This window comes from Hydrogenophaga sp., from assembly GCF_018780075.1.
GTDB lineage: Bacteria > Pseudomonadota > Gammaproteobacteria > Burkholderiales > Burkholderiaceae_C > Hydrogenophaga.
This window is the reverse complement of sequence record NZ_JADMKB010000105.1, coordinates 71190-83570: the sequence shown is the minus strand read 5'-3', so window position 1 is coordinate 83570 and position 12381 is coordinate 71190. Positions and strand designations below refer to the sequence as shown.

The 12381-nt window shown below is 66.8% G+C and carries 13 protein-coding genes; 6 read left to right on the top strand and 7 right to left on the bottom strand.

Features of this window, described 5'->3' with window-relative positions; genetic code table 11:
• Positions 1 to 88: 88 nt before the first annotated feature.
• The 3 genes from IV088_RS17595 to IV088_RS17585 all read left to right on the top strand — a co-directional run bounded on the left by IV088_RS17595 (position 89) and on the right by IV088_RS17585 (position 4389).
• Positions 89 to 2314 (top strand): C1 family peptidase, encoded by a 2226-nt coding sequence (locus tag IV088_RS17595; RefSeq protein ID WP_291104856.1) that lies wholly within the window; start codon positions 89 to 91, stop codon positions 2312 to 2314.
• Positions 2315 to 2340: 26 nt separating this feature from the next.
• A complete protein-coding gene (locus IV088_RS17590; RefSeq protein WP_291104854.1) occupies positions 2341 to 3012 on the top strand; it encodes a hypothetical protein in 672 nt (223 codons plus the stop codon).
• 204 nt (positions 3013 to 3216) lie between these two features.
• Positions 3217 to 4389 carry a M12 family metallopeptidase gene (locus tag IV088_RS17585; RefSeq protein ID WP_291104852.1) on the top strand — a complete coding sequence of 391 codons (1173 nt, stop codon included), beginning with the start codon at positions 3217 to 3219 and terminating at the stop codon, positions 4387 to 4389.
• A gap of 31 nt (positions 4390 to 4420) precedes the next feature.
• Here IV088_RS17585 and IV088_RS17580 read toward each other — a convergent pair whose 3' ends face one another.
• The 4 genes from IV088_RS17580 to IV088_RS17565 form a co-directional block, all read right to left on the bottom strand.
• Entirely contained in the window at positions 4421 to 4876 is a 456-nt protein-coding gene (locus IV088_RS17580; RefSeq protein ID WP_291104849.1) for a phage tail protein, read from the bottom strand.
• Positions 4877 to 5254: 378 nt separating this feature from the next.
• A complete protein-coding gene (locus IV088_RS17575; protein ID WP_291104847.1) occupies positions 5255 to 5797 on the bottom strand; it encodes an MOSC domain-containing protein in 543 nt (180 codons plus the stop codon).
• A 72-nt stretch (positions 5798 to 5869) separates the two neighbouring features.
• Positions 5870 to 6406: a GrpB family protein gene (locus IV088_RS17570; RefSeq protein WP_291104844.1), complete on the bottom strand. Its 537-nt coding sequence runs from the start codon at positions 6404 to 6406 to the stop codon at positions 5870 to 5872.
• Positions 6407 to 6932: 526 nt separating this feature from the next.
• On the bottom strand, positions 6933 to 7328 hold the full coding sequence (locus tag IV088_RS17565; RefSeq protein ID WP_291104841.1) for a GNAT family N-acetyltransferase: 396 nt from the start codon (positions 7326 to 7328) through the stop codon (positions 6933 to 6935).
• A 485-nt stretch (positions 7329 to 7813) separates the two neighbouring features.
• Here IV088_RS17565 and IV088_RS17560 point away from each other — a divergent pair, with 485 nt between their 5' ends.
• Positions 7814 to 8230: a CBS domain-containing protein gene (locus tag IV088_RS17560; RefSeq protein WP_291104839.1), complete on the top strand. Its 417-nt coding sequence runs from the start codon at positions 7814 to 7816 to the stop codon at positions 8228 to 8230.
• A 10-nt stretch (positions 8231 to 8240) separates the two neighbouring features.
• The gene (locus IV088_RS17555) at positions 8241 to 8798 is read left to right on the top strand and encodes an MgtC/SapB family protein (RefSeq protein ID WP_291104837.1); all 558 of its coding nucleotides are present in this window, start codon (positions 8241 to 8243) and stop codon (positions 8796 to 8798) included.
• A gap of 25 nt (positions 8799 to 8823) precedes the next feature.
• Here the strand turns inward: IV088_RS17555 and IV088_RS17550 are convergent, their stop codons facing one another.
• The 3 genes from IV088_RS17550 to IV088_RS17540 form a co-directional block, all read right to left on the bottom strand.
• Positions 8824 to 9717 carry a YihY/virulence factor BrkB family protein gene (locus IV088_RS17550; protein WP_291104834.1) on the bottom strand — a complete coding sequence of 298 codons (894 nt, stop codon included), beginning with the start codon at positions 9715 to 9717 and terminating at the stop codon, positions 8824 to 8826.
• 191 nt (positions 9718 to 9908) lie between these two features.
• Positions 9909 to 10508, bottom strand: coding sequence for an HD domain-containing protein (locus IV088_RS17545; protein WP_291104832.1), 600 nt, complete (start codon positions 10506 to 10508; stop codon positions 9909 to 9911).
• Between the two features lie 93 nt (positions 10509 to 10601).
• Positions 10602 to 11726, bottom strand: coding sequence for an MBL fold metallo-hydrolase (locus tag IV088_RS17540; protein ID WP_291104829.1), 1125 nt, complete (start codon positions 11724 to 11726; stop codon positions 10602 to 10604).
• A 257-nt stretch (positions 11727 to 11983) separates the two neighbouring features.
• Between IV088_RS17540 and IV088_RS17535 the strand changes: the two genes are divergently transcribed.
• Positions 11984 to 12376 carry a DUF6152 family protein gene (locus tag IV088_RS17535; protein ID WP_291104827.1) on the top strand — a complete coding sequence of 131 codons (393 nt, stop codon included), beginning with the start codon at positions 11984 to 11986 and terminating at the stop codon, positions 12374 to 12376.
• Positions 12377 to 12381: the final 5 nt, after the last annotated feature.

Here is a 12381-nt window from a genome sequence, read left to right as displayed (position 1 = left end):
GATGTTGCGGGCGGGGCGTCGGCGTACAAATGGACGCCGTGGCGCCTGCGCCCGCGTCCGTCGGGCAGCGTCCTCATGGGAGGCCACCGTGAGCACCCGTTCCACCGCCCAGAACACCCCCTCGGGCGCGGCCGCCGCCAGCCAGCCCCCGCGCAGCACCGCCCCCCAAACGCCCGCCAGGAAAAAGCCGGCCAGGCCCCGCGCCAAGCGCCCATGGCTGACCGCCCACCAGTTTGATGCCCGGCCCGACCGGCTCGACTTCCGCGATCTGCGTTACGAGCCGCCGCTGCGCTCCTTGCCGCCCCACTTCCCCACCAACGCCCACCTCGCCCAGGCGGTGCCTTCTTACGTCGCGGCCCAGCTGGTGCTGGACCAGGGGCGCGAGGGCGCCTGCACGGGCTTTGGCCTCGCCGCGGTGGTCAACTACCTGATGTGGCTGCGCGAGCTCGGCCAGCCCGGCACCAACCACGCGGTCCGGGTCAGCCCCCACATGTTCTACGAGCTCGCCCGCCGCTACGACGAGTGGGAAGGCGAAAACTACGAAGGCTCCTCGTGCCGCGGCGCGCTCAAGGGCTTTCACAAACACGGCGTCTGCCAGGAACGCTACTGGCCCAGGAGCGGGCAAGGCGCCCGCGCCGAAACGGAATGGGACGTGGACGCGCTCCGGCACCCGCTGGGCGTCTACTACCGCATCAACAAGAGCTCGGTGGTCGAGATGCAATCGGCCATCGCCGACATCGGCGCCATCTACGTCAGCGCGCAGGTGCACGACGGCTGGGACCGCGTCGACCACCGCCCGCAAGCGCCGGGTTCCCACGACGAGGCCGAGCTGCCGACCATCCCCGAGCGCCAAGGCCCCGGGCTCGGCGGTCACGCCTTCGCCCTCGTGGGCTACAACGACCGCGGCTTCATCGTGCAGAACTCCTGGGGCGGCGGCTGGGGCGCAGCGGGGTTTGCGGTGATGCCCTACAGCGACTGGGTGCAATACGGCACCGACGCCTGGGCGATGGGCATGGGCGTCCCCCAGCGCCACGAGGTGTCGCCCGAGCGCATCGCCGCCCAGCGCTGGCCGAACCGCAGCGCGCGCTCGCTGAGCCAGGCGAGCCGCCAGTGCCAGAACCCCGACAACCCGCTGGACGACCCCTGGCCGATCGACCGCGAGTTCGATCACAGGCCCTACCAGCCCTGGTCCACCGCCAAGGCCTATGAGCACACGCTGGTGACCGGCAACAACGGCCATGTCGAACTCACCGACCTCACCGCCGGCATCGACGGCGATGTCGCGCGCTTCGTGCAGGCCCAGGTGGACCGGGCCCTGGGGTTCTTCCAGACACAGCCGCAGGCCCACCTCATGGTCTATGCCCACGGTGGCCTCAACAGCGAAGCCGAGTCCATCGATCGCATCCGGGTGCTGGCCCCGTACTTCGAGGCCAACGGCGTCTACCCGCTGTTTCTGACCTGGCGCACCGGCCCGCTGGAAACCCTGATGCACACGCTGGAGGACAAGTTGCGCCAGGCCTTCGGCATCGACGACGAGCGCTCGCGCGGCATGCTGGCGAGCCTGGGCGAGGCGCGCGACCGCAGCGTCGAGGCGATCGCGGGCAAGGCCTTCAAAGGCCTGTGGAGCGAGATGCGGCAGAACGCCCGGCTCGCCGCGCTGAAAGGCCGGGGCAGCCACCTGCTGGCCGAGGCGCTCGCGGCGCTGCAAACCCGGCTCGGCCACCAGCCCTTGCGGCTGCACCTGGTCGGCCACTCCGCGGGGTCCATCGTGCTGGGCCACCTGGTCGAGCGGCTCGCGGCCAGCCAGGTCACGGCCACCAGCTGCTCGCTGTACGCCCCCGCCTGCACCGTCGCCTTTGCCAACGAGAAATACCTGAAAACGGGCGCGCCGGTGATCCAGCCCCGGCAGATGCACCTGCACTTCCTCACGGACCGACAGGAAAAAGACGACGACATGGTCCAGCTCGGCCCCGTCACGCTCTACGGCAAATCGCTGCTCTACCTCGTGAGCCGGGCGCTGGACGACGCGCGCAAGATGCCCCTGCTCGGCATGGAGCGCGCCCACGACCCCCAGCACTTCAACGACGACCAGTGGGCGAGCAGCCAGCTCGCATCGCTCGCGCAGTGGCGCGCCGCCTTCCCCGCCGCCAACCTCCACCCGGTGCCCACGCCCTACATCCGGGTCAACAAACAAGGCAAGACCGAACGGGCCACACACGGCTCGTTCGACAACAACATCGACGTGATCGAGGCGACCCTGCACCGCATCACGGGGCAGGCGCCGGTGAGCCCTGTCGAGTGGCTGGACTACTGAGCAACCGAACCGAAGGAGCACACACCATGAGCGAACCGAACAAACAGGATGTCTGGGTCGAGCTGCTCAAGTACCCGGTCACCATCTTCTCCCTGCTGCTCGCCCTTCTGGTCGCCAAGTCCTTGCTGGGTGTCCAGTTCGGCCAGGTCACCGAACTCGGTCCGGGCGGCATCAAGTTCGTGCAACAGGCCAGCGGTGAAATCGCCAGCCTCGACGGCAAGCTCAACGGCGTGCTGGCCGAAATCGAGGCGCTGAAAAAGGCGGCGCCTGCCGTGACCACGGCGACCTCCACCGAGACCCAGGCCGAGGTCTTCGCGGCCTCCCAGACCGTGTCGGACCAGACCGCCCAGTTCGCCAGCGTGGCACGCGAGGTGGCGCCCAGCGCACCCTTGACCCGCAAGGGCTACATCTGGATCGGCGACTACCAGGGCGACTGGGGCAAGACCATGCTCGGCACCGGCGGCAACGACACCCCCGTCCGGGGCAAGCCCGAGACGCTGCCGCTGGGCGCCACCTACACCGCGCTGGGCAACATGGTCGTGCGCGACGGCCTGCCGTCCAACGACGCGGAGTACTTCCGCGCCCGCAGCAGCCTGGGCGTGATCCCCAAAGGCACCGCGCTCAAGCTGCTCGGCACCCCCGTCGCCATCGACCGTGAGTACGCCGTCCAGTACTGGGCCCAGATCGAGTGGAAATGAAGGCCCGAAGGCCCCCGCAGGCCAGCGCCGGCACGCACCACCACGGACTCCCTTGAACAGGGGATGCCAAGCGGGCGGGGCCGGCGTACAACCCGGCTTGCAGCGCGCGCGGGCCTGAACCCCACCGACCCGGCCCCTGCAGGCGCCGGTCACGGGCAGCCCGCTCCTGAACGGCACACCCCCTCTGCCCCACAGGAGCCCGCCATGCCCAAAACCTCATCAAAATCTGCCGCAAAAGCCCTTGCGGCAACATCCTCCAAAGCCAAGGGCCCCGCCGCCAGGAAGCCGCGCCCCGCCCGCTCCGACCCACCCGGCGCCCCGTTGCGCTACTGCCGCCAGCCGGTGACCGACATGCGCCAGTTCGGCGCCGACGTCGCCTCGCCGCGCGCGTTTTCCATCATCAGCTTCGGCAAGCAGTGGGTCAAAGGCACCTCGCTGACCTACCACTGCTACGACGGCAGCGACACCGGCGTGCCCGCCGCGCGGCGCGGCGACCCCACCGACATCGCCGAGGTGCGCAAGGCCTTCGCCCAGTGGGCCGCGCTGGGCATCGGCATCGAGTTCCGCGAGGTGCCCCACCCGCAGGACGCCACCGTGCGCATCGGCTTCGACCAGAGCGACGGCTCGTGGTCTTACGTGGGCCGCGACGTGCTCTCCGTGCGCGACCCGCAGCACAGCACCATGAACTTCGGCTGGCCGCTCACCACCAGCCACGGCCGCGACACCGCCCTGCACGAAATCGGCCACACGCTCGGCCTCGAACACGAGCACCAGAACCCGCACGCCGGCATCGTCTGGAACGAGACCGCCGTGCGCAACCACTTCCGCGCCGCGCCCAACAGCTGGGACGACGCCACCATCGAACAGAACATCCTGCGCAAGATCGCCACCGACTCCATCAAGGGCAGCCAGTGGGACCCGGACTCGGTGATGGAATACGCCTTCGCCCCCGGCCTGATCGCCGAGCCCGCGCAGTACTCCGCCACCGGCCTGCACCCGGCCGGCGGCCTCTCGCAGCTCGACATCGCCTGGGTGCGCGTCGCCTACCCCAAAGACCCGGCCACACCCGGCCTGCCGCAGCTCAAGGTCGGTCTCTCGCAACTGCTGCAGCTCGACCGCGGCCAGACCCGCGTGTTCGAGTTCGTCGCGCCGCGCACCCGCACCTACAACGTCGGCACCTTCGGCACCTCCGACACGGTGGTCGTGCTGTTCGAGGTGACGCCGCAGGGCAATGTGCAGATCGGCGGCGACGACGACAGCGGCGTGGACCGCAACGCGCTGATCAAGATGCGACTCACCAAGGGCCGCACCTACCAGATCGGCCTGCGCCTCTACTACGCCGACGCCCAGGCCGAGACCTCCGTGATGGTGTGGTGAGCCGCGAAGTGAAAGGCCGCTGACGAGGGGCTCAGCTGGACAGGGTCACGCCGTCGCACACGAACTCGACCAACGCCACCGCCACCTCGTCATCGCCGAACGTGCCTTCGACGCGGGTGACCTGGGTCGGCCACGCGTTGGTCAGCGTCCACACCGTCGTCGGGCGACCGGTCTCGTCGAGCAGGCTCACCCGGACCAGCTTGCGCTGGATGGTGTTCGCGGTGATCTGACCGAACCAGTCCCACAGCGTGCTGTTGGCCTTCAACACGCCCTTCATCAGGGAGACGTTGCCGACCTTCTTCAGCCCGGGCATCGTGAACGGCGAACTCGCCTCGCTGCTGCCAGCGCGGTACGAAATCGACGGCGACTCGGTGTCGAGCCCCAAGGCCTCCTGGCACCGCATCTCTTCCGCGTCCCACTGGACCCGGAACGGGAACCGGGGCAGGGCCCCCAGGGGGCGGGAGGGCGGGGAGTCATCGTCTGCCATGAGCCATCTCCAGGGGAAAGACCGCGGTGTGCCGATCGCGCTGGGCGGGGCCTGGTCACGGCGGGGGCGTCTGTGGCGGGAAGGCGGGCGGGCTCGGTGGAGGGAGGATACGCCGTTCAATGGGCAGCGCCAAGGCGGAGGCAGAGGCGGATGATGGTCGGCGGTGGGTTGGGTGCCCGGTGGAGAGACACTGGCAATGGGAGCCGGGCTGGCATTTGCTGGTTTTCAGTCAGAAACTGTCATTGATCAGGCTGTGAAGCCGCCGTTCAACGTTTGACATGAGGGGCGGCCAAGGGGCGATAGCCCTTGGCCGCCCCTCTCGATGGAAGGGTTAGGCGGCTGGTAGCAAAGAACCTGCTTCATTGTGATGAGCGTTCGTTAAACGCGCTCAAGTATGCGGTGTGGCTGTGCAGGCAGCTTGACCGTGATTGAGTCGCCAGGTTGTACAACGCCGCTCGCGACGACTACACCCATGACCCCTGCCTTGCGAACCAACTTTCCCTCCGGCGTGCGGCCAAGTACCGCTGCCGTAAGGCCAGCTTGAAACTGATTCAGTTGCTCGCATGGATTGCGCAGGCCTGTAAGTTTGACGATTGCTGACGGGCCTATGTGTAGCTCGGTATCGACCGGCAGTGCCAGCAGATTGAGATTGCGTGTAGCAATGTTTTCGCCAATTTGGCCGGGAGCGACCTTGAACCCTTGTGCCTCCAACTCTTCGAACAGCTCGGCATGAATGAGGTGTACTTGCCGCAGGTTTGGTTGCGTTGGATCTCGCGCGACACGTGAGCGGTGCTTCACTGTGACTCCGCAATGAGCATCTCCTTCGACCCCGAGGCCGGCGAGCAGATTAATCTGCAAGGCTGTGCCTTTCGAAAAGGCGTGTATTGCGCTCGTGCTGACGGCTATGACGTGCGGATTCATTCGAGAGCTGCCTAACGATTGAGATGAGAGGCATGACCCGGCCTGCCGGGGCATGCCCTCTCGATTGAAGGGTTAGGCGGCTCTTGACACCGAGCGGACGAATTCGGCCTTTGCATCGGTGTACGCATCTCTGTCAGTCGGGTGTTTCTCAGCAGACTCGGCTTTGAGCTCGGCATAGCGGGCTGCGAGAACTGGATTTGAACAAAGCGCATCGCGGAAGCGTAGCCGTTCATGCCAAACCTGACCACCATGGACCACCACATGCAGGTGATGCGTGCGGTGGCCATTGGCCCAACGCATGAACCATTTGCGATCCCTCAGTGTTTCGTTGAACTCGGCCGACGTGGTGTAGCCGGAGGCGCAAAGTAAAGCTGTGACTGACTCTGCTACCGCCATGGACTCGACTCCGGCGAGGATGTCAATGATTGGCTTGGCTGCTAAGCCTGGAACTGCGGTGCTTCCGATGTGTTGCACATCGAGGAATACGCCGGGAAGAACTGACAGCAAGCGTTCCCGTTCAGTAGCGTATGCCACAGGCCACGAAGGGTCGTACGCGTGCAGCTTTACCTCTTCGTAGATCGCCGCAACAAGTGATTCATGCTCGTTCATTGCGCTAGACGCCTAACGTTCGAGGTGAGCCGAAAAGGGCAGCTTGCTGCACTTTGTCGACTCGACTGAGGCGTTGTCTTAGCGGAGGCGCGAAGCATGATTTTCAACGGCGAGAAAAAGCGGGCCGTTTAGCTCCCAGAGAAAGTACAGGTAGAAGAACACTCCGCCAACAAGGGCAAATGCGGTTCCACCCCAAGACGGAATGCCCCACGAAGCGGGCATGAGGCCTATGCTGCCAGATCCAATGACTTCGATGACAAAGGCGAGCAGTAGGCGCCTGCCGATCCATGGATCTCCCTGTCTTATTGACTCTGCGACAGTCCTTCGTCGCTCCGCTGGTGAAAGCGGCGCCAACTTCGGATATTGACGAGCAGCGAAGTACATCTTGTTGATCGAGATTGCCTGGTTGGAACTGCGTTACGTTTGCTGTTGGTGTGTTTACGGAAAGTGCCGTCTTGGAGTCACCGAATGGACTGCGACGCCTAACGTTTGCCTCTCGTTTGCCTCTCGATTGAATGGTTAGGCATCACTCGCGTTGCCCCGGTCTTTCCATGGCGACTTCGGATACGTTGAAGCCCAATTTCTCGTAGAACGCTGAGACGCCTGTTCGTCCGGCTCGAAGCACCCAGGTCATTTCTTTGTTTTCGCCCATGACACTTTTTACCAGGGCAGTTCCGACACCAGTACCTCGGTGCTTCTCGGCGACCACCACCATTGAGATGTAGCCATTGAAGATTCCGTCAGTTAGGGCTCGGAGGAAGCCAATGACTTCCTCTCCTTCCAGCGCCACGATGGCAATCTGCGATCGGCCGACCAACTCGGCGAATGTCTTTGGATCGGCAACGCGCTTACCCCAGTTGCTTGCCTGGAGCAGCAAGCGTGCGGCTTCAATCTCGGTAGGACGAATGGCGCGAATCTGCATTTTTGTGATGCCTAACGTAATGCATCCCGCAGAACTTGCGGGATAAGCTGGACGGTGCGGGATATCCCGGACATCCAATCCTCCAAAAATACAACCAGATCAACGCCTTACGCGCGACACCTTGATTTTTGTACAGATATAAGTAAACCACGAAACCCGGCAACCGCCCTCACTCCAGAGCGGGCCAAAACGACGGTGCCCCGGGGTATGGCAGGTAAGCGGCACGAAGTCGAAATCCCGAAACCGGTCAAACCCGGGCACGACAACGTCCGCCTGTCCTACCGCTCCAAAAGCTCCGCTGCGTGGGTCACGTTGCAGGGGGTCATTGAATACGCATGGCGTGCCCTCGGCCGATCCCCACCTCTGTGTGGCGCCGCACAGATGCCCGGCCGCCACTTTGAGAACATGCGCCCACCCGGCCACCTGTGGCGAACGGCGAACCCTGTGACCACCCACCCAACCCACCTTGAACTGGAGAAATGACGATGCAACTGCTCAAAGACGTGATGAGCCCCGACGTGCAGGTGATCAGCCCCGAGGCAACGCTGCAGGACGCCGCCGCCCGCATGCGGGACGAGGGCTTCGGCATGCTGCCCGTGGGCGAGAACGACCGGATGATCGGCGCGGTGACGGACCGCGACATTGCCGTGCGCGCCGTGGCCGAAGGCAAGGGCAGCGACACGCGGGTTCGCGACGTGATGTCGAACGACGTGATCTGGTGCTATGAGAACGACACCGTGGAGACCGCCGCCGACATGATGAGCAAGTTCCAGGTCCGGCGCCTGCCGGTGGTGAACAGCGACAAGCGCCTGGTGGGCATCGTGTCGCTGGGCGATTTCGCGGTGGCGGCCGACGACTTCCAGTCCACCGCGGACGCCCTGGTCGGCATCTCGCAACCGTAGGCCCGGCCGCGTGCTGGACATCGTTGCGAGCACCTTGCGGGCCGAGTTCTCCGACCTGCTGCAGGTCGAGCAGGTCACGCGCGTGACCGCGCGCATGACGGTCGCCCTGCTGCTGGGGGCGGTGATCGGCTGGGACCGCGAGCGCCGCGATGCCGACGCAGGGCTGCGCACCCACATGCTGGTGTCGCTGGGGGCCGCGCTCTTCGTGCTGGTGCCCGCCGAAGCGGGCATGGGCCCGGCCGAGTTGAGCCGCGTGGTGCAGGGCCTCGTCTCCGGCATCGGGTTTCTCGGCGCGGGCGCGGTGCTGAAGATGGGTCACGAGGGCCGCATCCACGGCCTGACCACGGCGGCCACCATCTGGGCCACGGCGGCGGTGGGCATGTCGGCCGGGCTGGGGCGCGAAGGCACCGCCATCCTGGCCACCACCTTCGTCCTGCTGGTGCTGGTCTGGCTCAGGGGCCTGGAGGTGCGCAAGGCGAACAACGCGTCCCGCCTGATCGCCACGCCGGACGATGGCCTGGAGCCCACGTTCGAGACCGGACGGAAGATCGATCCCGGCTCGCCGTGACCCCGGGGCGGCGCGGGGCCAGCGCTCAGCCCGACCGCTGCGGGATCGCCGGTGCCGGGGTGGCGCCCTCGGGCTCGCCGCGCTGCGCGAACACCCAGGTGAACTCCGCCCCGAGCAGGAAGATCTGCGCCGAGTAGTACACCCAGAGCAGCAGCACCACCAGGGACGATGCGGCGCCGAACACCGAGGCCACCGCGCTGCGGCCGATGTAGAGGCCGATCAGCGTCTTGCCGACGGTGAACAACAAGGCGGTGAAGAGCGCGCCGATCCACACGTCGCCCCAGGCGACATGGGTCCGGGGCATCCACTTGTAGATCATCGCGAACACCGCGGTGATGAAGGCCAGCGTCACCCCGAAGTTGACGGCGTCGGCCACGACCGCGAATTCGCCGAACCAGGGCGCCCACCATTTGCCCAGCGCGGCCATCAGGGCACTGAGCACGAGCGACACCATGAGCAGGAAGCCGATGCCCAGCACCAGCCCGAGCGAGAGCAGCCGCACGCGAAAGAAATCGCGCACGCCACTGAAGTCGGGGCGGGGCGGCACCTGCCAGATGCGGTCCATGGCGTTCTGCAGTTCGACGAACACGGAGGTGGCGCCGACCAGCAGCGTGCCCAGGCCCACGAGCATGCCCACCGCGCTGGCGGCGGGCTGGTCCAGGCTCACGAGCACCGTGTCCAGGGTGGTGGCGCTGTCTTCACCCACGAGCTGGGAGATCTGCGCAAAGATCTCCATCCGCGCGGCCGCCTCGCCAAAAAAGAACCCGGCCACCGAGATGACGATCAGCAGCAGGGGCGCGATCGAGAACAGCGTGTAGAACGCGAGCGCCGCCCCCATGCTGGGCGCGTAGTCGTCAAGCCACGCATTCACCGTGGACTTGAGCAGCCGCCAGATCGTCGCGTCCTGGACCTGTTGCATGTGGTCTCCTTGAAGGTGGCGGCCCGTTCGGACGGGCGCTGGGACATGCGCCGTGGGTGGCGATGCGGGCCACGGCCCATGGGGTGTGAAGCATGCCCGCGCGCGGCGTTCGCGTCGGTGCGATGGCGCTCAGAACAGGCCCGGGACCGACGCGGCGCGAACGGCGGGCCGCCCCGCCTCCGTGGCCAGGCTCAGGCGCTCTGCGGCGCCCCCGGCAAGGCCGCCTTGTAAACCGATTGCTTCGGCGCGGCCATCAGCCGCCGCACCATCGGCTCAAAGAAGCTCAGCGGCAGCGCCTCCATCGCCGGGTCGAAGGCCGGGTTGTCGTAGCGCTCGACGAACTCGGCCGCGCGGTCGCGGTGCGGGTGGTCCTTGAACAGGTCGCGCATGTTGCGGTCCAGGCCGATGTGGTGGAAGAAGTTGTAGCCCTGAAAAATGCCGTGGTGCTGCACCATCCACAGGTTGGCTTCGCTCACGAAGGGCTTGAGGATGGCGGCGGCGATGTCGGGGTGGTTGAAGCTGCCCAGGGTGTCGCCGATGTCGTGCAGCAGCGCGCACACCACGTACTCCTCGTCGCGCCCGTCCTGGTGGGCGAGCGTGGCGGTCTGCAGGCTGTGGGTGAGCCGGTCCACGGGAAAACCGCCGTGGTCGCCGTCGAGCAGTTGCAGGTGGGCGAGCACGCGGTCGGGCAGCGCTTTCGCCATGGCCATGGCTTCGGGGAGGATGCAGGCCCAGTCTTGCTGGGTGCTTTGTTCCATGCGCTTGAAGGTGGCGCGGGGTTTCTCTTGCATGGTGTCTCCTGGGGTGGGTGGGCCATGCTGTCTGAAACCCCGTTGTCCCACAAGAGCGGTGTCCCGGCTTTCAGTCGCGCCGGGAACAGCCGTTCAGTCCATCGGCCAGGGCAGGTCACCCGGTGTGCGGGTGCCGTGTGGCTCGGCCTCGGGGGCCGCAGCGCCCCGCCCCGCCCCCACCCCGCGCCACCAGGGCAGCACCGCCCGCTGCTGCGCCGGCTCGACCGCTTCGCCCAGCCGGGGCATGAGCAGCAGCTCGCGCGACGGAGCGAGTTTGAGCAGGGTTTCGGCGGGCTGGTCCCAGGCGTGCAGGGCGAGGCTGAAGGTGCCCCAGTGCACCGGCAGGAAGGCGCCGCCGCCGAGCAGCTGGTGGGCCTTGAGCGCGTTCTCGGGGCCGAGGTGGATGTCGCCCCACGAGGGGTGGAAGGCGCCGACTTCGAGCATCACGAGGTCGAAGGGGCCGAGGCGTTCGCGGATCAGCGCGTACTCGCTGGTGAGGCCGGTGTCGCCGCTGAAGAACACGGCGTGGCGCTCGCTGCGCATGACCATGGACGACCAGAGCGTGGCGTTGCGGTCTTTGAGGCTGCGCCCGGAGAAGTGCTGCGAGGGCGCGGCGGTGACGGTGAGGCCGGTGCCGGGCACGCGGTGGGTTTCCCACCAGTCGAGCTCGGTGATGCGCTCGGGCGCGATGCCCCAGGCCTGCAGGTGCGCGCCGACACCGAGCGAGGTGACGAAGGGCACCTTGCTGCGTTTGGCCAGGGCGTGGATGGTGGGGTAGTCGAGGTGGTCGTAGTGGTCGTGCGAGATCACGACCACGTCCACCTCGGGCATGTCGCGCAGGCGCAGGGGCACGGGCTGGAAGCGCTTGGGGCCGAGCAGGCGAAACGGCGAGGCGCGTGTGCCCCAGACCGGGTCGGTGAGCACGCGGTGGCCGTCCATCTCCAGCAGCACGGTGGAGTGGCCCAGCCAGGTGGCGCGCAGGCCGCTGGCGCTGGGGCGGCCCCAGGCCTCGCGTGGGTCCACCGAGGGCAGCGGCGCGCCGGGCACGCGGCGGTTGCCGTTGGACAGGAACTCGCGCAGCGTGGGCCGGGGCGCGGTCAAATCGCGCAGACCGGGTGCGATGGGGTGAACGTTGCGAAAGCCCTCGCCGACCCAGCGCGGCGAAGCCTGCATGCGTTCGAGGCGGGCGCCCTGGGCGCGTTTGCCGAAAGTGTTCATGGGCGGGGTCTACAGAAGCAGGCGCGGCGCGCCGGTTCAAACAGGGTACACGCAGGCCGCCGCCGAGGTGCCCGGTCGGGTCTTGTGAAGGTTTTGCCGGGTGGGGCATTCGGGGCCGCGCCGCAGAAATGCCCCGGTCGCGCAGGGTCAAAGATTGCACGGACACACGCATGGTCGCAAACTGGAGAACGACCAGCGGCATGCCCCGTGCAGCAACCGCACCCGCGCGTTCCCTTTCTCGACGACGAGGAGTTTTCATGTCCCCGACACCAACGCCCTTTGTGCTGAGCGCGCTTCGACCACTGGCTGTGGCCGCGCTGGCGATCGCGGTGGCCCTGCCCGCGGCGGCCCACCATGGCTGGACCTGGGCCGAGGACGTCAACGCCGAGCTCACCGGCACCATCGTCGCGGCCAAGCTCGGCAACCCCCACGGCGAACTGACGCTGGCCGCAGACGGCGCCAACTGGATCGTCGAGGTCGGCCAGCCGTGGCGCAACGAGCAGGCCGGGCTGAAAGACGCGATGCTGGTCAAGGGCGTGAAGCTCACCGTGTCGGGCCACCGGCACAGCGACCCCAGGAAGAAGGTGTTCAAGGCCGAGCGCCTGCTCATCGACGGCAAGACCTTCAACCTCTACCCCGACCGCAACTGATGCGC